The organism is Pseudanabaena cinerea FACHB-1277, assembly GCF_014696345.1.
Classification (GTDB): Bacteria; Cyanobacteriota; Cyanobacteriia; order Pseudanabaenales; family Pseudanabaenaceae; genus Pseudanabaena; species Pseudanabaena cinerea.
In genome coordinates, this window is record NZ_JACJPY010000037.1 from 13,750 (window position 1) to 39,990 (window position 26,241).

Genomic DNA, 26,241 nt, shown 5'->3' on the forward strand with positions numbered 1-26,241 from the left:
AGCTAATTAATCGCCACTAAGGTGATCAAGACAATGATTGGGCAAAAATGCTGTCCAGCCATTGTCCAACTTAACCCGACAGCTTACGCTAATCACCTGTTCAACAATGCCCGTGTGGTTCGCATATTGCTGACGATTGGCATTTACACAGACGCGATCGCCAATTTTAAAGGTCTTACTATTTTTAGAATCAGTACTATTTTGTTTCTTTTCGGCAAGTTTAGGAATAGCCGCTTTCTTGAGCGTCGGCACTGAGTGAAAGGTCAGTGAAGCCGCCTTTTGATCCCCAACTTGATAGTTGTAGCCCCTGCCTTGAATCAGTTGCAAACTACCAATCTGCACATTTTGCAAATATTCCACAAAGGTATCAATGGAAATTTCCATCAACTCCGCCAAGTCCTCAAACATGACAGGGTAACTCCAATAATTTTCACCCACCTGTAAATCTGCTAATTCTTGCCATGCTTCAAATAGCTTTTGTCCAAACTGGGGCTGAAGATCATCAATGCGATCGCGATTTGCTTTTTTTGCCGCATCTACCGCTTTACCCTCTGAGGCAATGGTTTCTAACGTCTTGAGCAAGCTTTGAGCCACGCGATCGCCAGATTCTGAGCGCGTTCGCAGATAAACAAGCACCTGCTCAAATAGTGATTCACTAACATTGACAGTCATAGGAGTTTTTACAGTAATTGCAGTTTTTACGGTAATTGATTGAGCAGACAGCTAAAGCGCTCTGCCTGATTCTTTTATGACTCCTTTAGCGTGTCATGGCAATTAATCGCAACTTAAGTTAACACCTTATTGGAGCCAATCATAATTTCGGGACGCATCGCGCCCCAAAATTATTTTTTGTTAAAAAGCACTAACCCTCACCCACTGTTGGCTCATGGTTTGCTCGTATAAATCCTCAAGACGATCAATATTTTTGGTAAGTGTATAGCGATCTAGCACCCTTTGCCTTGCTTTTGTGCCAATAATTTTGGAAAGTTCGGGCTGATCAACAAATAGTTGCAATAACGTGGATAACTGCGATGTCACTTTATGGGAATCGAGAATGATCCCTGCCCCATTTTCGATTACTTCACCATCTGCTCCCACATCCGTGGCAATGCAAGCCACACCGCAAGACATCGCCTCTAGCAAAGATAGGGATAACCCCTCCACCAGTGACGGTAAAATAAATACATCCGTACCCCGCAAAATCTCGATCCTTCGCTGCTCATCGGCTATATAGCCCAACCAAATAATATTAGGATCACTGCCATAAAAAGCCTTTAAACCAGCCAATAAGGGACCAGTCCCCACGATCGCCAATTTACAACCCTCTGGCATCTTGCATTTACGCCATGCCCTCAATAGTGCTTCCACATTCTTTTCGGCGGCAAGACGACCCTGATATAGAAATAGGACATCAGCTTTTAATTCCTCCTTGATCGTTGAAGCCCCTGGAGAGTAGCGATCGGCATCCACCCCATTGGGGATCACCGCAATGCGCGTATTCGGTACACCTAACTTATTGAGCAGTTCTTTTTGAATATTGGAGAAAATGATTACCTGATTATAATCCGCCAGCGAGGGGGCATAGATCTGGTAAGTAAGCTGTTGGGTGCTAGAAGCCAGATTGCGGCGCTTCAGGTCAAAGGGCTGATGAAAGGTGGCAACTAATGGCAAGTCTAACTCGGCGCATATCTCAGGCAACCGAAAATCAAGGGGTGATATGGCGAGAGAAGCATGGACAAGATCTGGTTTAAGCGATCGCAAAGAATCAACCAAAATCTTATTTGCCCTGAGGGAAGGCACTGTATAAATCGTAGATTTGTACAAAAAAGGGAGTGTGACATCCTGCGCCTCTTGATTAGCAGCTTCTATGATTTCAAAATTGTCACCATGATCACTGTCGGCATCTGGGGCAAAGTGCATAAAACTAACCCGATGACCGCGATCGAGTAAAGCATTTGTGATTTCACGACTATAGGTCACGTTGCCACAGGCAGGGGATTTTTTACCGAGCCATGCAATATGCATGATTTACACCACATGATTGTTAGAGCCTATGATACAGCGCTTTGCGTTTTGCATAAATAACATAAATAATAAGGGAGTCACGATGTGACTCCCTTATTGCGCTGGTGTTTCAGCTAGTTTCTTTTTTATGGGTCGCCCGGGATTCGAACCCGGAACTAATCGGTTAAAAGCCGAGTACTCTACCGTTGAGTTAGCGACCCTTGCGTTAAGAATATTAAACTAGATTTGCTTAAATTAACAGGATTAACTTAGCGCTTAACTAGTATAGCATAGATTATGCAAATTTCAAAGGCAATCATTAATTTTTTTAGGGCAGCCGCCCATGGTTAAGAACCATGGAGGATACATTTCGTAACAATTTGTACAAATATAGACACCGTTTGTACTGCGTCTTTGGATGTTCCCATAAAGCTGTCCCGTCTGCGTAGAGAGTGGGATAGCTTTATGGTTTTAGGTTTTAACTATGCCTAGCTACTTAGAACATCCTCGCTAAACATTTCAGTGAGGGAAATTAGATATGGCTCAAATACATTGACATAAGTTGGAGTCAAATGGGAATACATTTCCTGATTGAGAAGTCTTAATAGAGTTCTGACAAGTTCCCAACTTACTTTCAATGGCGGATAAAGCATCACACAAAGGGGAAATAGTTCTTGTTGAATCGCGTTAACACTATGCTCAAGCACACATAAACACAGATAGACCTGAAACATTTCAATGTCACGTAGGCTGGAAACTCTTACCTGTGGGCAACTGAGCAGCCCACTATGACATTGATAGTCTGAGTGCATAATCAATGTCCTTTGCGAAACCTGTCGGGCAATTTTGCTGGTTAAGGGCAACAGTTGACGCACCGCTTCTAGGGCAATGTCGTCATATTCCAGATTTGCGGCGGCTTCGTAGCATCTTTGCAGAGGCATATACAAATGATCATCAATTACTTTAAGGTAAGAATTAACGACCATTTGTTCCATTGGTGGTAAAGAATTTAAAAGCATCTGACCACTATAATGGAACTGCATACTCACAAAGCCGATCACACGGGGATCGATGGATGTATATTTCCTGCGAATATTGCCAACATTATTGGCGATCGCTACCGAAAGTTGCCCTGTGTTGGGAAGTTGGGTTGGGCTAGAAAGCTTGATGTTATTTTCTGGAAGATTTAACTCAATTTCGACTAGACGATGGGAACTGTTTTCTGTATAGACACTGAGGGCTTTTTCTAATAAAAATCGCGAGTCAGCAGCAATCTGCCAAGGATCAACGAGGTCTGAGGTGATCCCGTGAGATTGTAACTGCCCGATCAACAGATCCTCAGTTTTTACCCAAGCTTGAGCGCTGGCAAACCGTAACGATTGCAATAATTTAGCGGCAGTCGCACTGCGCCTTTCCGAGGTCAAGATCTCGTCTAAATCATTAGAGCCAAGGTCTTGATGTGAGGCATCTGGCTGAAGATTTTGGATATATTTTTTTGCCCAGATATTGGCAAGGGAAGGTATTGATGCTTGGGGTAAGGGTGGAGCATCTCGCAGAATATCTTTATTCATTAAGTGTTAAGGGATAAAAGGTATAGTAAAAAGCTTTGTTATGTGTCGCTCATTATATTTGCTAAACTTGACATTATTAAGACTTGATTAAAAATGTTTACTTCCCAATGCCATAGCACAATGGCATAACGCGATGGCACAACTCAGTAAGATTTTGTTGTTTCCGATTAAGTCCCTAGATGCGATCGCTGTCGATCAAGTTGGCATTGCTTCGGGTGGCTCATTGCAAGGCGATCGCGAGTTTGCCTTATGCGATCAAACAGGAAAATATATCAATGCTAAGCGCTACCCACAAATCCATCATATTCGCGCTAACTATGATTTAGCAAAGCGTTTAGTCATCTTACAAACCCCTAAACACCCTCAATCTATCACCTTTCATTTAGACCGCGATCGCCCCTCATTAAGGGAATGGTTTAGCGATTTTTTTGAACAGCCAGTAACTATCCAGCAAAATATTGCCAACGGCTTTCCCGATGATCCTGATGCTTGGGGGGCAACACTGATCTCTGTTGCCAGTTTAGAGACTGTGGCAAGTTGGTATCCTGAGCGATCGCTAAACTTGGCACAGATGCGGCAAAGATTTCGCACAAACTTGGAGATCGATGGTGTTCCGCCCTTTTGGGAGGATACGCTATTTGCTGAGGCTGGGCAATTAGTGCCATTTCAAATTGGTGAAGTGCAGTTTTTAGGATCTAATCCCTGTCAGCGCTGCCCTGTTCCCACTCGTGATCCCATTACGGGCATAGTTTATCCATCTTTCTCAAAAATATTCTCTCAGCATCGGGAATCAACCCTACCAAATAATGTTGAGCGATCGCGTTTCAACCATTTCTACCGCCTAGCGGTCAATACCCGGATTCCTATTACCGAAGCTGGCAAGATTCTCAAATTAGGAGATACTCTTAACATTTGACATTCATCAACTGTATGGCATCGGCTATTGCGAATGTAGGCTGCTAATATCAACTGTTTTCGCCTAATTCAGCAAGTCCTAATAATGATGATGATTACGAATTATTTTGTGCTGGCAGAGGACTATTAGTTTCTGATGGCTTCACCTCAACTTGCTTATCAGAACCTTTACCAGTTTTTGCTAAATAGATACCACCGATAATCACGGTAAAGCCTAGCCAATTGATCAAACTTAAGCTTTCGTCAAACAGCACCCATGCCAGAATTGCCGCAATCACAGGATCTAGCAGAAACACGATCAGAATGAATGTCGAAGAAAAGTGTTTGAGGCTATAGACCGTTAGTCCATGTCCCAAAGCTTCACAGATCACGGCGAGTCCAAATACGGCAAGCCAACCTGACCAAGAAGCTGGAAAGAATTGCTCTTGATGAAGCAGTATGAGCGGTAACGTCAAATAAGCGCCCACCAAGCACCGCCACATAAGTATAGTTTGCACTGCAAAATTATTTCGCAGATACTCTAAGATTAAATAAGTGCCTGCATATAAAACGGCACAGCCAAGAGCAGCCAAATCGCCAACAAGACTATCCTGAGACACCAGTAAATCATCTAATCCTAAAATTGCAGCACCTATGATCGCCAATACCATACCAATCAGAAACTTGCGATCAAAAATCCGTTGAAAGAATAACCATGCCCCCAAGGTAGTAAATATTGGACTTAAGCCACCCAATACATTGGCGTTAGCAACACTAGTTTGCGTCAAAGACCAAGTCCAGAGCAGACGACCCAACATATAGGCTAGGGAGGCTGCCAGTAATAGGGCATAGTCACCTGCATGGTGGGGTTGTTTGGGTATAGACGGAGTATCAGATTTTTGAGCGCGTAACTGATAGAGTCCATTCCACAATCCAAATATTAGTGCCGCGATCCAAGAGCGATTGAATAAGGTTACATTAATGCTCATTTCTATTAGCGAAAATTTGACCAAAATCCCCGTAACCGATAGAGCCAATAAGGCGACAATTAGCAATATGAAGGGAATGACTTTTGATCGAGATTGAGCCGATGGGAGACCGATATCTGCTATTTCTTGGTTATTAGTAGTCATTTAAATTTTCGGTAATTAGGAGTTCATCAAGACTATCGATCAAAGCATTTATTAGATTGAGGTGGCGATCGCTAAGCTGAGAAGAGTCGAACGTCAGGCATCCTGTTTGATCTGTCTGATTGAGTAAATTTGACAGGTGATTTTCCATATCTGGAGGATATTTTGGACAAAGCTGCTTGACAAACTCTACCAAACGTTTCTCCCCAGGATGAGGGACATAATTAACCGCAAAAATAATATCGAAATAACTAGCAAGCAAAGCCGTTATTCGATGATTAATACTAAAGTAGTCTCGGCGTTCTATGGCTAATTCTATTTGATGCAAATATGATGAGATGTTTCTGCGGAGAATCGGATAATTCTTGGCAACGATCGCCTTTCTCAATGGTTCAGGATAGGGCTGATTGGCAAAAGATTGGAGCTGTCTAAACCATCCTGTTTTGTCGTATAGAATTTGGGAATGCAAAACATTAGACCAAAAGCAAGTGGTATAGCCAATGCTGGGTTGATGTTTGACTAAAATCGCTTCAAGCTGTGCTTCAATCCAAGCAGGATCTCGATACATAATGTCTACACCAATACCTGACTCAGTGACGATCCACTCATCGCCATTCTCCCAATATTGGTTGTTAATTTCAACCCTCACAGCAAATTTTTGAGCGATCGCGGTTCTAATTTGCGGAGGAATTTCCTCGGAAACATAAACATAAAAATCTAAATCTGATCGGCGATCGGCAACGAGACTCGTTTGAGAACCCGCTAAAACAACAGCCACAACCTGAGCCAAACCGCTAAATTGATCGGCGACTGTTTGAACAAAATCAGCAACTTCTTTTTGCATACCAAGCCGCCCCCTGTAAGCCTGTGTATTGATTGAGAATAACGTATACAGGTATCGACTGCAAAAAGTTACGCATTTTATCCTTATTAACGAAATTCTCGACAAACAAGGGCTGGCGCAAACTTGCTAAAATGCGAGGAGCCATCCCCCCACCCAAATAAATTCCGCCAGTACTAAAATACTTAACTGCGGCATTACCCGTTTCCGCCGCCAAAATTGAGACAAAAAGACGCAGTGCCTCCACGCATATCGGACATTCACTACCCTGAGCAGCTTGATTAATAGCCGCAGCCTTGTCATCAATTTGCAGATTTTGCTCCAATAATTGAGGACTATCTTTAAACTTGGTATCGCGCAGGAAATTGTAGATCTGCACTAAACCTTGACCACCGAGAATAACCTCATAGCTCACCCTCTTGTAGTCCCGTTGCGTGTAACAAAGCAGATCCCATTGCTGTTGATCATAGGGACCAAAATCAGAATGTCCACCTTCCGATGGAATTACGTGGATCTTACCTTCCACTTCAACGATCGCTGCTTCTCCTAAGCTAGTCCCAACGGCAACGACAGCGCGATTACCCCCTGACAACTTATCACCAATATTTAATGTTACCAACTCATCGTCCCGCAAAGTTTCCACACCATAGGCTGTGGCTTCCACATCATTGAGTAAACTCACGGGGCTATCAATCAATGTAGCCAATATCTCGGCATCGATCACTTCCCAAGGAACATTCGTTAATTTACATTTACCCTCTTTGACAGGACCTGGCACACCGAAACAAGCAGCTTTGATGGCATATTTAGTGTTTTCCAGAAACTGCCGCACCACATCCTGCAAGCTCTTATACTCTTGGCTTTTATAAAGATGTTGATCAAGGATGGTAAGGTTGTCGTCAAATACCGCTAATCGAACGTTAGTGGCTCCAATGTCGCCTGCTATAATCATGGTTTAATCAAGGAAAAAGGAAAAAGCTGGATGGTAGGATATTCAATGTTTTTAAGGAAAAAGTGGAAAGCAAAAAGGAAAAATTCGATTATTTCTTACTTTTTACTTTTTACTTTTTTCTTGATCGTTTTAGGGGAAGTCTATTACTAAAGCTCGGCAGTCCGATCGCTGATGGATATCAACTGCATCGGTGGTCAAGTTAGAGGACAAGACTTGATGAGTTATTATAGGACTTAAATCTATTTGTTTTGTACAGATTAGTTCTAATGCTCTGCGGAAATGCTCTGGCTTGTATCGATAGCTACCATGAATTTTAAGAGAGCGGTAGTGGATGAGGTTAGGATCACCTGTAAATTTTGTGCCTGGGGGAGTGCCACCAAATTCCACAGCCGTACCGCCACAACGGAGTAGGCTCATCGACTGTTCATAGGTTTGTCGGTTGCCTACTGCTTCTATGATCACATCAGCGCCATAGCCCTGCGTTTCTTGATTCACTACCGCTTCTAAGGATTCATGTTGAATATTTACGACCCGAAATGCACCCAAATCTAGGGCTTGTTGCAGCGCTTCATCATGTTTGCCAGCGATTATAACCTTGGTTGCCCCTTGAAGACGCGCTAACTGCACAAAGGTCAACCCCACGCCCCCATCCCCTAAAATCACGACAATATCTGAGTTGCCAATATCTGACTTGCCAATATCTGACTTGCCAATATTAGACAAGTCCATAGCTTGAAGGATGCAGGCAAGGGTCTCAGTATAAGCACCCTCCGCATAGGTGATATTTGGAGGAAGTTCAAAAATGCGATCGACCAATGGCGCAGGAACCAATACATACTCAGCCATGCCGCCTGAAGCTAATAGGGTTGGATTGAGGCAATGTCCCCATTCCTTAACTTGACAATAGTAACATTGACCACAAGGACGTTCGGGATTGAGTGTGACACGCATTCCCACTTTAACATTGGTGACATTTGCTCCCACCGCTACGACATCACCTGCAAACATCCTACCAAAAATTTCGGGTGGCTGATGCTTGGCATGTCCAACTAAAACTGCCCGCACGTGCATAGCCGAAAAAAAGCATTTCTTGACTTTAATCAGCACTTCTTCTGTATTCGGTCCAAGGAGATCCACTTGTTCCCATCGGAAATTTTCGCGCCCAGCACCGTACCAGATCGCCGCCCCCATCTTTGTGGGGATAATTGGCTTGGTTAGGATAACTTTATCTACCCTATTAGATACTTGATCGGGGCTAGGATCTGCGCGATCAGCAAAGCTAGATAGAGAAATAAAATGCTTTAACCAAGATTCAGTGATCTGGGTGAGTGAGTCTAGTTTGGCATCGGCGATCGCTAGTCGCGTATCTTCTCTATCCAATGGTGCAGGAATAGCAATACACCGCATGGAAGCAGCTTTGGCACTGATAATGCCGCGAATAGAGTCTTCAAAGGCTATACATCTTTGGGGAGCTACACCTAATTTCTCAGCAGTGTGCAGATATACCGCAGGATGGGGTTTGCCGAATGCTTCGTACTGGGCAGAACTGACTACATCAAAGGCGTTTTCTAAACCTAGTTTATGCAGTACTGCCCCCACTAGGCGCATGGGTGATGATGTTGCCAAGGCTAAGGGCAATTGCAGCCGCCGACAGAGTTGCACAGCTTCTACGGCTCCATGCAATGGTTGTCCGCAGGTAGCTACCAGTTCACTAACACGACTAATAATCCTTTCGGCTACCACGGTTTGATCGGGAGCTTTCCAAGGAAATCTTGCATACCAATAACTAACGACTTCATCGGTTCGCAAGCCCATAGTTTGACTACACATACTTAACTCCAAGGGTACGCCTAGATCTTGGAATACTTCCAGTTCGGCTTTGCACCAGAGAGGTTCGCTGTCAATTAGCAAACCATCCATATCAAAAATTAGGGCTGAATTTAGCATTGCGGATCTCCTGTATTCAAGGAAAAAGTAGAAAGGCAAAAGGAAAAAGAAAGTAGATTACTTTTTACTTTTTACTTTTTACTTTTTACTTTCCCTTTTAAGCGTTCATGTCAACAAAGGTACGAGTACCTAGTTGGGGGTTCCAAGCGGTTAGTTCTTGGGGCAGATTTTGCAGAGAAATCACGCGCCCTAGTAATTGTTCAAAGAAGGCTTCATCATTGCGAATGTAGTCGATCGCTTTGCCCATAGTCTGCTCAGTCGCACCCGCGAAGGATGTGATTACGGCAATTTCCCGCATAAACAACTCATGGGGAGAGATCGGCAAAGGGATTCCGACTTTGGGAACACCATAAATGCAGACTAGTCCAGCCTTACGCACAGATGTCAAAGCCGTATCTAAGCCATTGGGAGAACCAGAGCATTCAATCACTAAGTGAGCTTTGTCTTTTACGACTTCCGTTATCCTTTCTATCCCCAATTTCTCAGCCCAAAGAATTGGCTGGTTGACGATATCATACAATTTGATATTGCCTTGGAATTGAGGAGAATGCGTCAATAAGTAACCGACTAAAGATCCTGACAGTCCACCACCGATAATGAGAGTCGTTGGTTGGTCAACTGACCACAGATTTGCAGTAGCCAGAATACGTTCTACACCCCTCACCGCACAACTCAAAGGTTCGATGAGAATCCCCAAAGATGGATTAGAAAAGACAAAGGGGTATAGAGAACTTCTAGGCGCAAGCATTTTTTGGGCATATCCGCCGTTACAGTTTACTCCTAATTCTTGCAAGTTCTGGCAGTGGCTGGTGAGTCCTTCTTGGCAATAGCTACATTCACCGCAGGAGATTTCGTTGTTGAGGGCAAAGTAAGTCTGTTCATCAGGTATTTGGCAAACAACCTCATGCCCCAAAATCAATTCTTGACCTTTTGGCAATTGGTTAGGGGCTGTGGCAGTTATTTGTTGATCGGTTTTACAAAGTCCCACAAATTGAACATCGGCGATTACTTCTCCTGCTTGGGCGATCGCTGGTGTGGGAACATCGCGAATTTCTATTTTGTTAGCTCCGTAGAGAACTGCGGCTTTCACTTAATGGCTCCTGTAATTGGTTTATTAGTTAAAGATAGGCGGCGCTTTGCGCCGCTTATCTTTAGTTATTTAGAACTACTCCTAGTTTTTGGAGTACTTGATCAAGCATCTCAATGACCAAATCAATTTCTTGATGGGTGATGTCGAGATAGGGCGCAAATTTAAGGGTGTTGAGATTGTAGCCGCCTGTTTGTAAGATCATGCGCCAGGTTTTGCCCTGCACTTTAAAATCATTATCCTGAGCGATCGCGGCGGCTATTTGAGCGGAGTTTTGGTAAGGGATACCCTCCTCATTAGCAAAGGTCATGTTTAGCAACAATCCCAAGCCATCGACACTATAGACAATAGAATGTTTGGACTGCAACTGTTGCAGCTTTTCTAGGAAATAAGCGCCCTTTTCTGGGACTGACTTCTCGTAGTCCTGAGACATCATGTATCGCCAAGTACCTAGAGCCGCCGCCGTGCCTAGAGGATGGTTCGCAAAGTTGCTATGGGCGTGCCCGGGGGTGAATACATCTGGATGTACTAAATCTTCCCTAGCCCAAACTAGGCTAACTGGACTCAAGCCATTGGTAAAGGATTTGCTGAGGGTAATAATATCGGGAACGAATCCAAAGTGTTCAAAGGCAAATAATTTCCCTGTACGGTACATCCCCACTTGAATTTCATCGGCAACTACCAACAGCCCTCGATCTTGCAAATCTTGGACAAAGCCTCGATAGAAATCCTTAGGTGGAATAGTGTAACCACGTCCTTGACAAGGCTCAATCACAACTGCACCAACTTCGGCATCACTAACACTAGCAATACCATAATACTCGTTGGAAAAAGCTTTACTAATCATGCGAGCACAATATAGGTCGCAGGTTTCTCTCTCCTTTTCGTAGAAGCATTGGGAGCAGTTAGCAAAGGGAAACATGATTGCGCGATCGGGAAACTCATTATAGTACTGTCGATAGCGATGACTACTAGAAAGCGATAGAGTGCCAAGAGAGCGCCCATGATAAGCACCCATTAACACAGCGACCTTATTTTTTTTAGTGTTTTTTCTAACAATTTTGAGCGCATCTTCAACAACCAGAGAACCACCAACATTGAAAGATACACGACCCTTCACACCCGTTCTTGCATAAATGGCATCAACAACTTCTTTGGCAATTAATAACTTCTCTCGGTGCAAAAAATCTCCACAGGCTTGAGGCAATGTACCCAGTTGCTTAAAAACTGCTGATTCAATGTAAGGATTGCGATAACCAAAGTTGCAGCTTGAGTGCCACATTCCTGTATCAAAGTAGGTGTTGTTATGATCATCAAACAACAGCCCACCCTGACACCCCGTAGCCATAATCGGCTTTTCTTGGTAATGAACCGTGTCTCCCCAACTCATGTATTCTTGGTCAATCAAGCGTAGATCATCATGATGTGTTGAGCGATTGTTGCCGTTGTTTGGCTCGTCACCTAAAGTAAATCTCGGATTTTCTAACTCTAACATTCTGTGCCTGGGCTTGTGGATAATGTAATATTGGGATTTTATCTTTATTGTGTTTGAATTGTATTTATATGGGATTTCTGAATGATTTATTATAAAATCTTTCACTGAAATCACATTTTAAGTATTTTTATGCTACTTAAAAGATTGATCCTATATGCAACGATAGTACAAATATAAGGATTACTGTTGTTTTGAGTTATACAATCGGCGCACTATTAAATATCATCAGGATTGATTCCCAACGATCTCAAGTAAGCAGCAAGTTTTTCATTTTTATTACGTTCTTGGAGAGCGACTAAACGCTCTTGCTCCGCGATCGCCTCCGCCTGTTGTTTAGCCAGCCGCTCTTGCTCCGCGATCACCTCCGCCTCTCGCCTAGCCTGTTGCTCATACAATCTCTCTAACTCAGCAATCGAGCGATCGTGTTCTGCCTCAGCATAGGATCGCAACATCTGATTAGAAATTGGATCAAAGAAACGAAAGTTTAGACTTGGATATAAATGTAAATCTAAACCTAAAACCTCACTATGTAATGCTAAAGTTCCATCGGCTAAAACTGAAGAGGCGATCGCCACATATTCTCCATGCTCCAAACGCACACCATTTAACGCGCTAGGTTTCAAGATCTGGATGGAAGGATCATATTGAAAATATTCCTTTACACCTAGATATTTATAAATTAATGGGTTCTGTTTACGATCTTTTGTCCTCGTTCCTCTTGAAATTACTTCCAAAACGAAATCAGGTGCTTTGCCACCATCTTCCCCTATCGTATAGCTAACCCGATCTTCTTTGCTCATTCCAAACACAACAAAAATATCAGGCGCGACTCTTTTCTCTACTAAATCTTGCTCATAGCGAATAAATAGATTCCCTGAAACATAGACATTCTGTTGTTTCTCAAACCAAAGTTTTAAAGCTTCAGTGGCATAGCTTAAATTTCGACGCTGGATATCGCCTTCGGGCATCGGCTCAAAGTCCTCATCAGGCAGTTCTATTCTTGTTATTAGTTTGCGGCAGGACGCATCCGCTAAGGACTCGCCAGAAATAGTCATAACGGCACTCCAAGTCACGTCTATAACATAACTTAGCATATTTAGGACTTACGCGAAATAACCAACCTTGTTAGGGATACAATCTAGAGCCATTTGAAACTTAGTTGACTCACCTTACGCAGATAGAAGTCCTGAGATAGCTAAGGTTTCGGGCTGGCACGCACCATCTACAGCCCCTACAAAACATGAATGATTCAGGTAGGGGCAATCTCCCTGTAGTTGCGCTTGGCTAGCAGTAAGAGATTCATCAACTGCGTTCTGCGTAATATGAATTAGTTGATGAATATAGCGCTTTTCATGGGCATCTGCATCAAAAATAGGGCGATCACGTAGGTTGAGAAGCCTAAGATCGTGCAGACTGGTAAGGTTAGTATCCAAGCTAGCAATAGGTTTTTTAAAGTATTCATCTGTAAGCCAGAACGATTAGCCACCATTGAACCCGCAATCCCTGATGAGAGAATGTGCGTAGTGCTAACGGGGAGTCCAAAATAATCGGCAGCGCTAATTGTAGACATTGTAATTAACTCGGCAGCAGCGCCCTGAGCATAATTGAGATGTTCTTCGCCAATCTTTTCGCCAACAGTCACCACCACGCGCTTCCATCCCACCATTGTTCCCAAACCTAATGCCAAGGCTACCGTAATTTTCACCCAATAGGGAATGAATTTACTGATTTGATCCAACTGCTTTCTGTAATCAATGAGTAAACTGTGTTCGGGAATATTGGCTAATTTTTCTTGTTTGGCTAATTTAGTAATGGTACTAGCAACAAGGTCAATATCATTTTTCAGTTCATGGCGATCGCTGGCTTCTAGATCCAAAAAACTATGGTTATTGACTAAACTTTTAGTGATTACTTGACTTTCTGCAATTAATGCTTGCCAAATATCTTTGTTAACCTGTCCTTGGGGTTTTAAAAAATCAATCAAGTGATCGCGACTCTGCTGAGAACTTTGATCATGAGTATAATTGCGGGTCTGTGACTCTAATATGGGAATTACCGCATTTGATGTGGCAACTAATTGAGCGATCGCTTGGGGACTGGTATCCATATTTAGTGAAAATAAGCTGGGTAAAATCGCGATTAAAACCAGCATCATTAGCCCCATTCCTTTCTGACCGTCATTAGAGCCGTGGGCAAAACTTACGCCTGTACAGGTCAAAATTAATATCCCGCGCACCCACAGTGATGGAACCTTGTCTTCGGGTGCTGTATAAAGCTCATCTTGCTTGATCAGTCCCTTTGCAGCTAAGAATAGTAGCGCTGCGCCCAGAAATCCTGCTAAGGGCGAAATTACCAAGGAGAGCAAGACTTCCTGTGTTTTTAGCCAATTGATTCCATCCCACCAAGGCTCTGCTGACACAAAGGAGTGGGCAATTCCAATTCCCATAATTGCACCAATTAAGCTATGGGTACTAGATACAGGTAATCCTAAATACCAAGTTCCTAGGTTCCAAATAATCGCTGAACTTAGCAAAGCCAAGGTCATTACTAGTCCTTGTCCTGAAGATACGTTGACAATTAATTCCACAGGCAATAGGGCAATGATTGCAAAGGCAACAGTGCCACTGGATGTTAGTACACCAATTAAATTCCAAATCCCTGACCAGACAACCGCATGAACAGGTTTAAGGGTATTGGTATAAATGACAGTGGCTACGGCATTAGCAGTATCATGAAAACCATTTACAAATTCAAAGCCAATTACCAAAGCGATCGCCAAACCAAAAAATAAATATTCCATAGAGTTGGACTTTGAAAAGTAAAACCGTATGTACAGAAAATGGCACTGGTTCCGCCCAATGAGGAGCAGAAAGTCTTATTCAGCAAGGAGTGTAGGAATCTGTTGTCAAAGCTGGTTAACGTGGTTTTTGAGCAAAAAGTGCCTGTACACCCTGTTTTTGTGTTAGGTTACTGCCATACAAGATTCTTTTAATTAAAACCATAACCCTTGCTATGCTTGGCTTTTACTTCCTCACTGGGCGGAACCAGTGCCCAGAAAATTGAAGGTACAGCAGGTGTATTATACTTTAAATGGAATAGGGACGCGAATTGGAGAATTGCCAAACGTTTTGTCATGGCTGCATTTTCAGGGCTGTTGTGAAACTAATGCTGCCTTGACTACCTGACGGATATTATTGAAACCGCGCCGAAGGCGATCGCTGTCGCTATACAATCTCACCATCAGCAATACCCCTTCGAGCATCGTTAAAATTTGTTCAGCCAGTAAATCAGGATCAACGCGATCGCTGAGTTGCGCCTTACCTGCTTGCAATAATTCCGCAAATAGGGCTTGCCAATCATCAAAAATCTGTTGCAAATGTTGGCGAAAAGACTCATTATGCTCAACCAAATCGACAATTAGATTCCCCAATAAACAACCAGCACAGTTAATTTCAGACAGATGTTTAGCTTCAATTTTGTCAATCACTAAAAATAAACGGGCGATCGGATCTTCTGCTAGTTCTTTAGTTGCTTCAAAAGTATCTTCTCGAATTTGCTGCCATTGAAAATCGATTAGTGCATGGGCAAATTCATCCTTAGATGGAAAATAATTATAAAAACTACCCGATGAAGCTTGGGTAACGGCAAATAAGTCTTTTAGTCCCGTTGATTGCAAGCCTTGTCGATGTACAGTGGCGATCGCCGATGTGAGAATGTCTTCGCGGGTACGTTTGAGATTTGCCATAAACTTTTGTTTAAATATGCCTAATCTTTGCTTCACAGAGCGCCTTGCAATGCATTGCACTCTGTGAAGTTATAAATACTACCACTTTTTATAGGGTAAGAATTTACCATTCATGGTCACTTTGACGCGATCGCCTTTAGGGTCTTCCACTTTTTCGATGTCGAGGGTGAAGTCAATGGCGCTCATGATGCCATCGCCAAACTTTTCATGGATCACTTCCTTCATTGGATAGCCATAGACCTGCATGATTTCATAGAAGCGATAGATCAAAGGATCGGTGGGAACTACGGGACCTAAGCCTTTACTGGGGTAACTAGTCAGGGCAGCGATCGCCTCTTCTCCTAAGCCCAATGCCTCGGCAATTTTTTGAGCCTCCTCAGGACTGGCGCTATTTTGACCGTAAAATAGCGAAGCAATCCATACTTCATCACGGCCTAAGATGGTTTCGAGGTCAGCAAAACTAATGCCTTTTGCTTTTTTGGCAGCGAGAATTGTATGGGTAAATGCGGGAAATTCTACTGTCATATTTACTAAGACTCCTTAATGTTGATATTGGGATTGCTAAATTCTCGCGGCTTCAACAGCACGAGTTTCACGCATGAGATGATCTTCCATTTCCGCTTTGAGGTCATGGTAGCCCGCCTGTTGATCGAGATTTTCACGCGATCGCGGACGGGGAAAATTCACATCAAGGATTTCATCAATCCCTGCGGCGGGTCCCCGCTTCATCATGACAATTTTATCAGATAGAAGCAAAGCTTCCTCAATACTATGGGTAATCATCACTACGGTTTTGCGTTTCTGTTCCCAAATTCGCGCAACTTCATCCTGAAGGAAGCCTCTGGTAAGGGCATCCAATGCGCCAAAGGGTTCATCCATTAACAGGATTTCAGGATCGATCGCCAAGGCACGGGCGATGCCCACCCTTTGCTTCATACCGCCTGAGAGTTCATGGGGATGTTTCTTTTCCGCCCCCTTCAGTCCCACGAGTTCAATATATTCATAAACCCGACTTTTGCGATCGGCGAGGGACATCTGCGGATAGACCGTTTCAATGGCAAAGTGGAGGTTCTCTGCCACTGTCAGCCAAGGCATAAGGGCATAGTTCTGAAATACGACACCGCGATCGGGCCCTGGCTTGTAAATGCGATCGCCATTGACAAACACAGCGCCACTAGTGGGCATCGTCAAGCCAGCAATGAGACTGAGTAATGTGGATTTGCCACAACCCGAAGGACCGATAATTGTCACAAAAGTATTCGGGGCAATATCAAAATTAATATCTGATAGAGCCACATAATCCTTGGAAGTACGCTTGGTAATTTTATTGATCCAACCACTTCGCCCACGATAAACCATCGAAACATTCTGAATAGAGATCTGGGCATTATCTATGGCTGAATCGGCTTCTAATAATGCCCCTGATTCTTCGCTTGATTTTTCCATTTCTCCTAGAGATAAAATCATGATTCCCTACCAAAAGATACCGAGTGTTGTAATAATCCAAATAAGCGATCAATAATTAAGCCGATCGCACCAATCAAGAGAATCGCGGTAATGATACTGGTAATGCTGAGGTTGTTCCATTCATTCCAAACGAAATAGCCCACACCAGTACCACCGATGAGAATTTCCGCAGCAACGATGACCAGCCAAGCAATACCCGCGCTAATTCGCATTCCTGCCACAATACTCGGAGCCGCCGCAGGTAAAATCACCCTTGTGATCGTTCGCCATTGAGAAGCACCAAGGGTACGGGTGACATCAATGTAAGTGCGATCAACATTGCTCACACCGAATTTAGTATTGATCAACGTGGGCCAAAGGCTGGTAATCGCAATTACGAAAATAGCAGTGCTTTCGGAATCCTTGATCAAGCCTAGACCAATGGGCAGCCAAGCGAGGGGCGAAACTGGTTTGAGAACCTGCACAAAGGGATCGATCGCTTTGGAGACGACGGGAAATAGACCGACAACGATGCCAATGGGGACAGCGATCGCCGCACCGACAATAAATCCGATCGCCACACGACGCAGACTCGTGAGCAAATGCCAACCGATGCCGAGATCATTAGTACCTTTGACATAGAAGGGTTTAGAAATCCAGCCCCAAAAGTCGCTCATGGTCAGTGTGGCAGAGGGCATTAGGGGTGAGAACCAACCAGAGTTTGCACCAATTTCCCAGAAGGTCAAGATTGCTGCCAAAATCAGGATAAATAGGGCAAAGGCTTGATAATCCTGATTTGGCAGTACTTTTTGAATGACTGCCATAACAGGATTTTCTTGCGGTTGTGTTTTGGTAGGGCGTGAGGGTGAATAATTCATAAATTTTAATTAGGATTTCAATCAATTTCTCTAAATCTCAAGAATCACTCAAAAACAACTTGAAACCCATAATCCATCGTAAGGACAATCCATGAATTGCCCTTACGATCATTATTTTGTGTAAGCCTTAAATCTTAAACTGCTTGATTTGTTCTTCGATGTAAGCTTCGGGTTTGGCAGGATCAAAGGAGTCGAACTTGAGCTTCTCAATCCGTTCGGTTGCCGTTGGTGGTGTTTGTCCCAGTTCCTTCGCCAATTCGCTGGCTAATTCAGTTTGATAGATGTTCTCAGCGATCGCCTTGTAATCAGCCTTCTCTTTGGGCATCAGTTCCCACCGTACCATTTGGCTAGAAATCCATTTCGCGAAGCTCTTCCAAGGATAGGGATCGAAACCAACCCGATCAGGCACATCAAGGGTATTGCCCTGTCCATCTTCAAATTTGCCCGTTAATACGGCTTTGAGTACAGGTTCGGGTTGATTGAGATAGTTTTTACCAGCGATCGCCTTGGCAATTTCCTCTCGATTTTTCGCATCATTGGCATAGCCAGCACCATCAATAATTGCCTTGTTTATAGCCCGATAGGTGTTGGGATTGGCAGTAATCCATTTTTCACTGGCAGCAAAGGCACAGCAGGGATGCCCCGCCCAAATATCTTTGGTAAGTAAATGGATAAAGCCGATTTTGTTGAATACGGAACGCTGCACCACGTTATCTGGCAACAGGAAGGCATCTAATTGTCCTGCCGTCATCTTGGCGATCGCATCGGGTGGCGGAATCACTTGAATCTGCACATCCTTATCGGGGTTCAGCCCACCAGAGGCAAGGTAATAGCGCAATAACAAATTGTGCATGGAGAAGGCAAAGGGAACGCCGATGCTAAATCCTTTGAAATCTTTCGGCTCCTTGACCTTGCCCAGATGCTGATTGGCAACTGAGATCGCCTGTCCGTTAATATTTTCAATACTGGCAAGCTTTATAGGAAAAGCGGCTGAACCTAAGCCAAGGGACATAGAGATGGGCATCGGTGAAAGCATATGGTAAGCATCTAACTCACCAGCGATCGCCGAATCACGAATTGCTGCCCAACTAGGCATCTTCACCAGTTCCACCTTCAAACCATGCTTAGTATAAAAACCAAGCGGCTCCGACATGATGATCGGGGTTGCACAGGTAATTGGTAAAAAGCCAACCTTGAGGCTAGTTTTTTCCAAGTTTGCCGCAGGGCTAGGCACATTGGGAGAACCTGCTTGAGGTGTAGGGGTTTCGGGTGGGGCAGAGGGGCAACCTGTGAGCGTAACTACCGCCGCAGCCGCAGCCACCTTAATCAAAAATTCACGGCGGCGGAAGGTACTCGATTGCAGGGCATCACCAAAAAATTCCTGCGCTTGGGGACCAAAGGCAGCGCTAAAGGCTTCTTCCACACCACCCGCTAATTTAATCAGATCATAGCAGATAAGCTTTTGGCTCTCTGTGGCATTAGCCAAAGCCCCTTGCTCTAGCAATTGCCAGAGATCGGCTTTCATCGCATTGGTTTCCCATGACATCGCCATTAGCTGGGCGCGATCAGAATAATGCCCCATTTTAATGAGGTCATTTACCAGTTCTGCGGGATCTGTGGGCATTCCTTCCATAACACGCTGATGCTCGTCAGCATTATGATCTGCACCGCAAGGGCATGGGCTAAAAAGACTGTTTATCTTGGCACTGGAATAGTAAGAAGTTTGAGGACTAATGTGATCAGAATTATTGGCGATCGCGGATGCGACCATTTGTTCTATCAATGTAGATGTCATGGTGAAGTCCGATCTATTTCTAGTTATGTTTAATTCACTAAATTAAGTGGGATTAAATAAGATATTTTTAACCAAAAGCTAAATAATAATTTAATCACTTCTACTCTAGCAACATAGGCGTAGTGAATCGGTATATGCCTATACGAAAAGTCTTGACAGATAAATTAAAAATACTTTTTTAAAAGGGATTTTTAAAAGGGCTTTTTAGTGGGGCAAAGAAAACAAATTAAAATCGTACCAATAATGCAGTCAAATTTTTGATTGCTGTAATTTATTGCTACCCAATGATGTTTTGAGCAATCCAATCATATTTTCAAAAATATTGCCTTAGAAGTTGTTTAAAAATTTTTGATTCTCATTTTTAAGGGGAAATTCTTTAATTTCTTTTTTCCTTTCTTAAGATGGTTTAGGGGCGATAGATTAGTATTTTTAGCAAAAGTCAAGACTTTTAAAACAATCTCCTATGCTAATTTCAAAATTTTTTAGGATTTGCAATCTAGCCCAAAGTACTGTAACTGCTCTCTAAATCTAGTTTTCTTGAAAAGCTTGATAACATCAGCAGAATAATATCTTACTTGTAAAATGAAACTATTTTGACATTGCAGAGTAAAGTGCCAAGCAAGCAAATATTTTAGTCAGCACCATACGCTGTAATTACTACATAATGCAAATATAACCATTATTTAACCTTTTATTGGTATTAACTAAACAAGGTCTCGATCTATATTTGCTTCTAGTTTTCATGGCTAAATATGTTAAGTAATCTTAAAAGAAGAAAGTTAGTTAAGCTGTTCACCATGTACGATGCGTGTAATAGCGGATTTCTCAAATTTGCCGACTATGAAAAAATCGTCGCTAGACTAGCAAACTTAAGGGGATTTAAAATTGACTCCAACGAGTATCAGCTAATGATTGAGAAGTATGGCTTCCAATGGATTAAAATGCGTGGTGACATTCAGGAAATTTTACAAAAGCAACAGGAACCTGTTGTTTCTCTTGAAGATTGGCTGGCTTATCATGAAATAGTTTCGCAGAACAGTGACCATCAAAAAATGATTAGCTCATTGGATGAGCTAGTATTTGACACTGTTGATGTCGATCGCAGTAACAACTTAGACTTATCGGAATGGAAAATTTTCTTTTCTATCTTCAATATTCCAGTTGTATATGCAGATGAGAGCTTTCAGCAGATTGATCGCAATGGCGATGGTTCAATTACTAGAGAAGAATTATTTCCCCTCTTGGAAGAATTTTATTACAGTGAAGATGAAAATGCTGCTGGCAACAAGGTATTTGGTCCTATTTAAAAATCCCGATTTAACAAACCTATAGAACTTACGCAAAAGAACTTGAACACCTGATTTTATCGTAGGGGCAATTAATTGCCCCTAGTTTAGCTATTGTGCGTAAGTCCTAGTTTTTCGATTAGACCTCTACCAGATTTAGAGGTTGGCTAAAACTTTGCGGAGATGTTTGAGAGCAGGTGTCACCATGGCCACAAAGTAGGATTCGCGGAGGCGGCGATCGTATACACTGCCATGGACATAACCGATCGCCCCTGCATGGAGCATTAAGGATTGCGAAGCCCTCAATGACAACTCAGAAGCGGTCGCCCTTGATTCAACTACTCCGCGCAATACATCTTTGCTAACCAACTGCCGACCATTGCCGATCGCTTCTGCTAATCCGTAGGATTTTAGCCGCAATGCTTCCAATTCTGATTCCAACTCTTCGGGGCGATCGTCAAGGTATTGATTGACGTGCTGCTTAGTGCGGTCGATTCTTCGCATGAGGTCAATGCAATTTTGGGTCAAACCTAGTCCCATACCCACCTGCATCAATATAAAGCCTGGTTTGATATATTCCACATAGCGATCGCAGGGAGCAGCCAAAATCCAATCATTGCTAATAAATACGTTCTTAAATAAGCATCTAAAAGTTCTTGTGCCTTCCAAAGCAATGAAATGAACATCCTGCTTTAGTTCTAGACCTGCCATTCCACCTTGGGCGATCGCCATCAAGTAGTCATCGGTCCCAGCGATTTGGGCTGAGACTCCAAACAAATGATTTTCGCCCAAATTTGACACCCAAGGCAATGTGCCATTGAGAATATAGCCACCTTCACAGGGGGTTGCGACAATTTTGATCTTCTCAATTCCCGCAAAATGCTTCATTGGATTCGATAAGCCTGTCGCTGCTAAAACTTCGCCCCTCGCAACTTTCGGCAAAACCTGCGATCGCAAAAATGTATTATCTGAATTTTGCAGATACCAAGCACAAGCATTGTGACACCAAACCATGAAGCCACTACTCAAACAGGTTTCCGACACCATCTCGATCGCCTTGAGAGCAGGCAATACACCCCTCTCTGTACCACCGCAATTAAGATCTACTCCCTGACCATAGGCTCCGATCGCCCCAATATGACGCAAAAATCCTTCTGGGTAGATACCTTGCAAGTCAATCTTGGTGACATCAGGGGCTAATTTTTGGGCGATCGCATCTTGCAAACTCTGCATTAAAGCCCTATCGGTAAGCAAATCTGGCGTTGATTGCTTAGGACTGATTTCACTAACCTGCATTTTCTCTATTCTCCAAGCTTCTTTTATCAATTGTAATTCAGCCAAAAAAGGTTTGGTTAGCTTTAAATACTCTCTTGCTAATGGTTAGCATTGCGGCGCAACGCTAACCATTAGCAAGGGTTTTGAGTTTTCGTTTTGCCGTAGGCAAAATGAAAACCGCCACACTAAGCTAGTGATACTTCCATATCAACAGGATTACGGAAAGTATTTGCCACAGGCGACCAATGGTTAGCATGGGCGAGCAACTCTGCAAGTTCTTCCTTAGTTGCGTCAGATTCAATATCCACCTTGACACGCACTGCACTAAAGCCTAGGCGCTTTTCTGATAGATCGCCGATCCCCCATACACCTGTGATATTGATATCCCCTTCAAGGTGCAGTTCTAACTTAGATAGGGTAATGCCGCGCATAATTGCATTAGCATGAATACCAACAGATAAACAGGAGCCAAGGCAAGCGAGAAGAGCTTCCGATGGGTTCGGCGCTGTATCTTCACCAAGCAATGTTGGTGGCTCATCAATAACGTGTTCTGGCAAGTTGCGGACATAGGTGAGGTTACGAAACTGACCTTCGCATACGGTTTTAACTTTTAAAGTGCCGATCACGTTAGGATTTGCCTGTGCTTTGGCGGCAAGTGCCTGTAGTCCATCTTTGCTTACGGGACGCAATGGGGTAATTACTGAGGCGGTTGCAGTTTGAGTCATATTTTTTGCTGATTATGGTTCAATCAAATAGAACGTTCTGTACAATTAAATACTATACAAGATTAAGACAATTCAGTATAGCGTGACACAAAATTAAAAGGCTAATACCCATACACAAAAGTTTTGTCACACTTTTGTGTATGGAAAAACAAACCCAGTATGGTTTTTAAAATGAGGAAGTGGCTACGCCATTTCTTCATTTGGTATGAGAGGTTATAAGCAACTGACTCAGGTATTCACGGGCTTGGATAGAGGTGGGATCAAGCGCGATCGCTGACTCTAGACAGGCGATCGCCTCATCAATATTGCCAGTATTGCTAAAAACGATCCCAAGATTAAAGTAAGCCTGGGCAAACTGCGGATCGATATCGATCGCTTCTTTATAAGCTAGGACAGCATCTTTGACCTGATCTTGCCGCAAAAAGGCACTGCCAAGATTGCAATGGGCATCGGCATAGGTGGGATCGATGGCGATCGCCTTTTGAAAACAGCTAATTGCTTGGGGCATTGCCCCTTGATCTTGGACAGCCGACAGTTCCGCTTGCCTTAGCCATAACACGCCCAAATTGTTATAGTCCCTTGCTTGCCAAATTGCCTCACTATGTTGATTTGCCCTTGCGTAGGTTTGCAGAATTATGTCAAGGGAGCTATTCGTCTGGATTTGGATCTGTACCAACGATCGCCAACCAATTACTAGATCTGGATTAACCATTATTGCTTGTTCATAACAGGCGATCGCCTCAGCCACCTTGCCCCTCTGTTTAAAGCGATCCCCTAACCGACAATGATCCTCAGCCAGAAATTGCTCAGGGGCGATCTCCAAAGCCTTTTGCAAATGTGTAATCGCTAATTCGTCCCAACCCATCTGTTGGTAGGCATTGCCCAGACCTAGATGCGCCTCTAGAGACTGCGGCTCCATTTCAATGGTGCGACTAAAATTAGCGATCGCCTCCATAATTTGCGATGTATCATTCATAAAAATTGATGCTGTGGCTACAGATGTAAGCTTCCTAAAAAGGGATTTTTGAAACACTCACCGAGCTGAAGCGACGGTGATTCTTAACGCATCACTGAGACTTGCTACCGAAGTAGTCTTATTGTCTCTCCGCATTCGTTTAGAGTCGTGGCAGTTCCCTATCCCGACTTTATCTATATTTTTAGCGGCATTCTCATCGCGGTCATGAGTAGTCCCACAACTTAGGCAAGAAACAGTCCTGACACAGAGATCTAACTTACCCCATTGGTAGCCGCAATGGGAACAAACCTGACTGGTAGGCTCCCATCGACTAACTGTTGAGAAAGTTCTGCCATACTTTTCAGACTTAGCCTCGCAAAGAGTTCTAAATTCTCTCCATCCTTGCTGACTAATTGCCCGTGCAAGTTTGCGATTTTTGACCATGCCAGAAACATTGAGATCTTCTAAAGTGATTGCTTGGTTTTTGCGTACCACGACCGTAGAGACTTTATGTAGAAAGTCATTGCGAGTATCAGCAATCTTGGTATGTTTTTTAGCTATCCTCAAACGGGTTTTATGTCGCCTGTTAGAGCCTTTAGATTGCCTTGCTAATTTGCGCTGTAACTTTCTAGCCTTTTTATCCAGTTTGGAGTAATTAGGGCTTTGAAACTTTTCACCCGTACTGAGTACAGCAAAGATTTTGATGCCTAAATCGATCCCTACCGTAGGATTAATTGGTTCAATATTTTCTGGTTCTATGTCCACTACAAAGCTAAGAAAATATCGGTTTGCACAGTCTTTAATTACTGTTACAGAGCTAGGCTCCGATGGTAGTTTTCTAGACCATATTGGTTTGATATCTCCTACTTTGGCTAAATAGACACTATCCCCAGAAAGAGAAAAAGCCGCTTTGGTAAATTCAGCAGATTGATTATTGGTTTTCTTTTTGAATTTTGGAAAACCAACTTTTTTACCTTTGCGCTTTCCTTTTAAAGAATTAAAAAAGTTACGATAGGCAACATCTAAATATCTTAGGGATTGCTGTAAGGGTACAGATGATACTTCTTTAAGCCATTGCCTTTCATCAGTCTTTTTTGACTGAGTGAGCATAGCTGAAAGCTTATTAAAACCAATCGCTTTACCAGATGCTTTGCAAAGCGCTAAAGCGTCATTCCAGACCACACGAACACAACCAAACAATTGAGCTAGGCTCTTTTGTTGTTGGTCAGTTGGGTAAAATCTGTATTGATATCTAGCTTTCATTGCTTATGCTAAAATTGGTCTGTAGGTTTATTATACATTGGTCTGCTTAAAATGACAACTCATTTACGCAAGGAACGACATAGTGTTTCCGACCTTAAAATACATTTGGTCTGCGTTACAAAATATAGACGCAAGATTTTTACTTCTGAGAGCCTTACTGTAATTGAAAAATCTTTTAAAGAAGTGGCAGCAAAGATGGATTTTCAAATACAGGAGTTCAATGGTGAGTCAGATCATATTCATGCTTTGATTGAATACCCACCCAAGCTGTCTGTATCTCTAATAGTTAATGCCTTAAAAGGTGTCTCAAGTCGAAGATACGGTCAAGCTGGCTATACTAAACCTTATGGAAAGGATGCACTATGGAGCCCAAGCTATTTTGTTTCTTCTGTTGGAGGTGCGCCCTTGGAAATTCTTAAACAGTACATTCAAAACCAAGAAAAGCCGTGCTAGAAGCACGGGGTTTTAAACCCAATTTTCTGATAACTACAATTCGTATAGCCCTTGATTTGCATGACAATGTGAATTTGTTGCAATTTTAGGTGTTTGGTTTATTAGCGATCGCCTGTTCGAGTGAGTAAGCAAACAAAAAAGCAGCCTGTATGACGGACTGCTTTTTTACTAGGCGAGCATACAGCCTATTGAGGAATTAAGGGGTACAATAGCAGCATTTGGAAAACCAGTTTGAGAAGAAAGATTTATCGAGCAAAAGAAAGAATGTTTTCAAGACAATCTGGATGACAAGTAAACAATGCGGTTTAAATTTGCGAACAAAGGACTTCAGTACCGACCACAGCATTTCAATGGGATTAAAATCAGGAGAATGGCGAGGTAAATATAAAGGCTTTGCGCCAGTAGCCGTAATCAGTTGCTGCACTTGAGCCGATTTATGGGAGTTGAGATTGTCCATCACCACCACATTGCCCGAGGATAGATGAGGACATAAATCATC

At 43.1% G+C, this 26,241-nt stretch carries 24 protein-coding genes and 1 tRNA gene; 3 read left to right on the forward strand and 22 right to left on the reverse strand.

Annotated elements, in window-relative coordinates:
- Window positions 1–6 precede the first annotated feature (6 nt).
- From H6F44_RS12525 to H6F44_RS12540, 4 genes are all read right to left on the reverse strand, one after another.
- A complete protein-coding gene (locus tag H6F44_RS12525; protein ID WP_190351301.1) occupies window positions 7–672 on the reverse strand; it encodes a hypothetical protein in 666 nt (221 codons plus the stop codon).
- Window positions 673–852: 180 nt separating this feature from the next.
- Window positions 853–2,025 (reverse strand): glycosyltransferase family 4 protein, encoded by a 1,173-nt coding sequence (locus tag H6F44_RS12530; protein ID WP_190351302.1) that lies wholly within the window; start codon window positions 2,023–2,025, stop codon window positions 853–855.
- A gap of 128 nt (window positions 2,026–2,153) precedes the next feature.
- Window positions 2,154–2,225 (reverse strand) — tRNA-Lys (locus tag H6F44_RS12535).
- 267 nt (window positions 2,226–2,492) lie between these two features.
- On the reverse strand, window positions 2,493–3,575 hold the full coding sequence (locus tag H6F44_RS12540; protein ID WP_190351303.1) for a hypothetical protein: 1,083 nt from the start codon (window positions 3,573–3,575) through the stop codon (window positions 2,493–2,495).
- Between the two features lie 133 nt (window positions 3,576–3,708).
- On the opposite strand from H6F44_RS12540, the gene H6F44_RS12545 reads away from it, so the two are divergent.
- Window positions 3,709–4,491, forward strand: coding sequence for an MOSC domain-containing protein (locus H6F44_RS12545; protein ID WP_190351304.1), 783 nt, complete (start codon window positions 3,709–3,711; stop codon window positions 4,489–4,491).
- Window positions 4,492–4,585: 94 nt separating this feature from the next.
- On the opposite strand, the gene H6F44_RS12550 is transcribed toward H6F44_RS12545, so the two are convergent.
- The 13 genes from H6F44_RS12550 to H6F44_RS12615 all read right to left on the reverse strand — a co-directional run bounded on the left by H6F44_RS12550 (window position 4,586) and on the right by H6F44_RS12615 (window position 19,785).
- A complete protein-coding gene (locus H6F44_RS12550) occupies window positions 4,586–5,602 on the reverse strand; it encodes a DMT family transporter (RefSeq protein WP_190351305.1) in 1,017 nt (338 codons plus the stop codon).
- On the reverse strand, window positions 5,592–6,443 hold the full coding sequence (locus H6F44_RS12555; protein ID WP_190351306.1) for a DUF4037 domain-containing protein: 852 nt from the start codon (window positions 6,441–6,443) through the stop codon (window positions 5,592–5,594). The genes H6F44_RS12550 and H6F44_RS12555 overlap by 11 nt, the downstream gene beginning before the upstream one ends.
- The gene (gene glk / locus H6F44_RS12560) at window positions 6,424–7,392 is read right to left on the reverse strand and encodes a glucokinase (RefSeq protein ID WP_190351307.1); all 969 of its coding nucleotides are present in this window, start codon (window positions 7,390–7,392) and stop codon (window positions 6,424–6,426) included. Before glk ends, H6F44_RS12555 begins: the two co-directional genes overlap by 20 nt.
- Before the next feature lie 129 nt (window positions 7,393–7,521).
- A complete protein-coding gene (gene hxpB, locus H6F44_RS22845; protein ID WP_199302110.1) occupies window positions 7,522–9,339 on the reverse strand; it encodes a hexitol phosphatase HxpB in 1,818 nt (605 codons plus the stop codon).
- A gap of 97 nt (window positions 9,340–9,436) precedes the next feature.
- Entirely contained in the window at window positions 9,437–10,429 is a 993-nt protein-coding gene (locus H6F44_RS12575; protein WP_190351308.1) for an alcohol dehydrogenase catalytic domain-containing protein, read from the reverse strand.
- Between the two features lie 61 nt (window positions 10,430–10,490).
- Window positions 10,491–11,921: an aspartate aminotransferase family protein gene (locus H6F44_RS12580; RefSeq protein WP_190351309.1), complete on the reverse strand. Its 1,431-nt coding sequence runs from the start codon at window positions 11,919–11,921 to the stop codon at window positions 10,491–10,493.
- Window positions 11,922–12,136: 215 nt separating this feature from the next.
- Window positions 12,137–12,976: a Uma2 family endonuclease gene (locus H6F44_RS12585; protein ID WP_190351310.1), complete on the reverse strand. Its 840-nt coding sequence runs from the start codon at window positions 12,974–12,976 to the stop codon at window positions 12,137–12,139.
- Window positions 12,977–13,248: 272 nt separating this feature from the next.
- Entirely contained in the window at window positions 13,249–14,721 is a 1,473-nt protein-coding gene (locus H6F44_RS12590; RefSeq protein ID WP_190351311.1) for an inorganic phosphate transporter, read from the reverse strand.
- Window positions 14,722–15,066: 345 nt separating this feature from the next.
- A complete protein-coding gene (locus H6F44_RS12595; protein WP_322096216.1) occupies window positions 15,067–15,702 on the reverse strand; it encodes a TetR/AcrR family transcriptional regulator in 636 nt (211 codons plus the stop codon).
- A gap of 42 nt (window positions 15,703–15,744) precedes the next feature.
- Window positions 15,745–16,191: a cyanase gene (cynS, locus tag H6F44_RS12600; protein WP_190351312.1), complete on the reverse strand. Its 447-nt coding sequence runs from the start codon at window positions 16,189–16,191 to the stop codon at window positions 15,745–15,747.
- A 36-nt stretch (window positions 16,192–16,227) separates the two neighbouring features.
- Window positions 16,228–17,112 (reverse strand): ABC transporter ATP-binding protein, encoded by an 885-nt coding sequence (locus tag H6F44_RS12605; protein WP_190351323.1) that lies wholly within the window; start codon window positions 17,110–17,112, stop codon window positions 16,228–16,230.
- Between the two features lie 17 nt (window positions 17,113–17,129).
- The gene (locus H6F44_RS12610; RefSeq protein WP_190351324.1) at window positions 17,130–17,936 is read right to left on the reverse strand and encodes an ABC transporter permease; all 807 of its coding nucleotides are present in this window, start codon (window positions 17,934–17,936) and stop codon (window positions 17,130–17,132) included.
- Between the two features lie 181 nt (window positions 17,937–18,117).
- Window positions 18,118–19,785, reverse strand: a complete 1,668-nt coding sequence (locus H6F44_RS12615) for a CmpA/NrtA family ABC transporter substrate-binding protein (RefSeq protein ID WP_242016558.1) — start codon at window positions 19,783–19,785, stop codon at window positions 18,118–18,120.
- 797 nt (window positions 19,786–20,582) lie between these two features.
- Here H6F44_RS12615 and H6F44_RS12620 point away from each other — a divergent pair.
- Window positions 20,583–21,092, forward strand: coding sequence for an EF-hand domain-containing protein (locus H6F44_RS12620; RefSeq protein WP_190351313.1), 510 nt, complete (start codon window positions 20,583–20,585; stop codon window positions 21,090–21,092).
- Window positions 21,093–21,227: 135 nt separating this feature from the next.
- On the opposite strand, the gene H6F44_RS12625 is transcribed toward H6F44_RS12620, so the two are convergent.
- From H6F44_RS12625 to H6F44_RS12640, 4 genes are all read right to left on the reverse strand, one after another.
- Window positions 21,228–22,367 (reverse strand): acyl-CoA dehydrogenase family protein, encoded by a 1,140-nt coding sequence (locus H6F44_RS12625; protein WP_190351314.1) that lies wholly within the window; start codon window positions 22,365–22,367, stop codon window positions 21,228–21,230.
- Window positions 22,368–22,531: 164 nt separating this feature from the next.
- Entirely contained in the window at window positions 22,532–23,071 is a 540-nt protein-coding gene (locus H6F44_RS12630) for an OsmC family protein (protein ID WP_190351315.1), read from the reverse strand.
- A gap of 196 nt (window positions 23,072–23,267) precedes the next feature.
- The gene (locus H6F44_RS12635) at window positions 23,268–24,047 is read right to left on the reverse strand and encodes a tetratricopeptide repeat protein (RefSeq protein ID WP_190351316.1); all 780 of its coding nucleotides are present in this window, start codon (window positions 24,045–24,047) and stop codon (window positions 23,268–23,270) included.
- Between the two features lie 57 nt (window positions 24,048–24,104).
- The gene (locus H6F44_RS12640) at window positions 24,105–25,289 is read right to left on the reverse strand and encodes an RNA-guided endonuclease InsQ/TnpB family protein (protein ID WP_190351317.1); all 1,185 of its coding nucleotides are present in this window, start codon (window positions 25,287–25,289) and stop codon (window positions 24,105–24,107) included.
- Window positions 25,290–25,340: 51 nt separating this feature from the next.
- Here H6F44_RS12640 and tnpA point away from each other — a divergent pair, with 51 nt between their 5' ends.
- Window positions 25,341–25,742, forward strand: a complete 402-nt coding sequence (gene tnpA, locus H6F44_RS12645; RefSeq protein ID WP_190351318.1) for an IS200/IS605 family transposase — start codon at window positions 25,341–25,343, stop codon at window positions 25,740–25,742.
- Between the two features lie 196 nt (window positions 25,743–25,938).
- Here the strand turns inward: tnpA and H6F44_RS12650 are convergent.
- Window positions 25,939–26,241: transposase (locus H6F44_RS12650; protein WP_190351319.1), on the reverse strand; the 303-nt coding region annotated here is incomplete at its 5' end.

Excerpts from the sequence above, each read along its gene's own strand:
- H6F44_RS12620 (WP_190351313.1), top strand. The coding sequence starts at position 20,583 with ATGTACGATGCGTGTAATAGCGGATTTCTCAAATTTGCCGACTATGAA.
- H6F44_RS12580 (WP_190351309.1), bottom strand. The coding sequence starts at position 11,921 with ATGTTAGAGTTAGAAAATCCGAGATTTACTTTAGGTGACGAGCCAAAC.
- cynS (WP_190351312.1), bottom strand. The coding sequence starts at position 16,191 with ATGACAGTAGAATTTCCCGCATTTACCCATACAATTCTCGCTGCCAAA.
- H6F44_RS12605 (WP_190351323.1), bottom strand. The coding sequence starts at position 17,112 with ATGGAAAAATCAAGCGAAGAATCAGGGGCATTATTAGAAGCCGATTCA.
- H6F44_RS12545 (WP_190351304.1), top strand. The coding sequence starts at position 3,709 with ATGGCACAACTCAGTAAGATTTTGTTGTTTCCGATTAAGTCCCTAGAT.
- H6F44_RS12630 (WP_190351315.1), bottom strand. The coding sequence starts at position 23,071 with ATGACTCAAACTGCAACCGCCTCAGTAATTACCCCATTGCGTCCCGTA.
- H6F44_RS12610 (WP_190351324.1), bottom strand. The coding sequence starts at position 17,936 with ATGGCAGTCATTCAAAAAGTACTGCCAAATCAGGATTATCAAGCCTTT.
- H6F44_RS12590 (WP_190351311.1), bottom strand. The coding sequence starts at position 14,721 with ATGGAATATTTATTTTTTGGTTTGGCGATCGCTTTGGTAATTGGCTTT.
- H6F44_RS12530 (WP_190351302.1), bottom strand. The coding sequence starts at position 2,025 with ATGCATATTGCATGGCTCGGTAAAAAATCCCCTGCCTGTGGCAACGTG.
- H6F44_RS12550 (WP_190351305.1), bottom strand. The coding sequence starts at position 5,602 with ATGACTACTAATAACCAAGAAATAGCAGATATCGGTCTCCCATCGGCT.
- H6F44_RS12555 (WP_190351306.1), bottom strand. The coding sequence starts at position 6,443 with ATGCAAAAAGAAGTTGCTGATTTTGTTCAAACAGTCGCCGATCAATTT.
- H6F44_RS12585 (WP_190351310.1), bottom strand. The coding sequence starts at position 12,976 with ATGACTATTTCTGGCGAGTCCTTAGCGGATGCGTCCTGCCGCAAACTA.
- glk (WP_190351307.1), bottom strand. The coding sequence starts at position 7,392 with ATGATTATAGCAGGCGACATTGGAGCCACTAACGTTCGATTAGCGGTA.
- H6F44_RS12625 (WP_190351314.1), bottom strand. The coding sequence starts at position 22,367 with ATGCAGGTTAGTGAAATCAGTCCTAAGCAATCAACGCCAGATTTGCTT.
- H6F44_RS12640 (WP_190351317.1), bottom strand. The coding sequence starts at position 25,289 with ATGAAAGCTAGATATCAATACAGATTTTACCCAACTGACCAACAACAA.
- H6F44_RS12525 (WP_190351301.1), bottom strand. The coding sequence starts at position 672 with ATGACTGTCAATGTTAGTGAATCACTATTTGAGCAGGTGCTTGTTTAT.
- H6F44_RS12615 (WP_242016558.1), bottom strand. The coding sequence starts at position 19,785 with ATGACATCTACATTGATAGAACAAATGGTCGCATCCGCGATCGCCAAT.
- H6F44_RS12540 (WP_190351303.1), bottom strand. The coding sequence starts at position 3,575 with ATGAATAAAGATATTCTGCGAGATGCTCCACCCTTACCCCAAGCATCA.
- tnpA (WP_190351318.1), top strand. The coding sequence starts at position 25,341 with ATGACAACTCATTTACGCAAGGAACGACATAGTGTTTCCGACCTTAAA.
- H6F44_RS12635 (WP_190351316.1), bottom strand. The coding sequence starts at position 24,047 with ATGAATGATACATCGCAAATTATGGAGGCGATCGCTAATTTTAGTCGC.
- hxpB (WP_199302110.1), bottom strand. The coding sequence starts at position 9,339 with ATGCTAAATTCAGCCCTAATTTTTGATATGGATGGTTTGCTAATTGAC.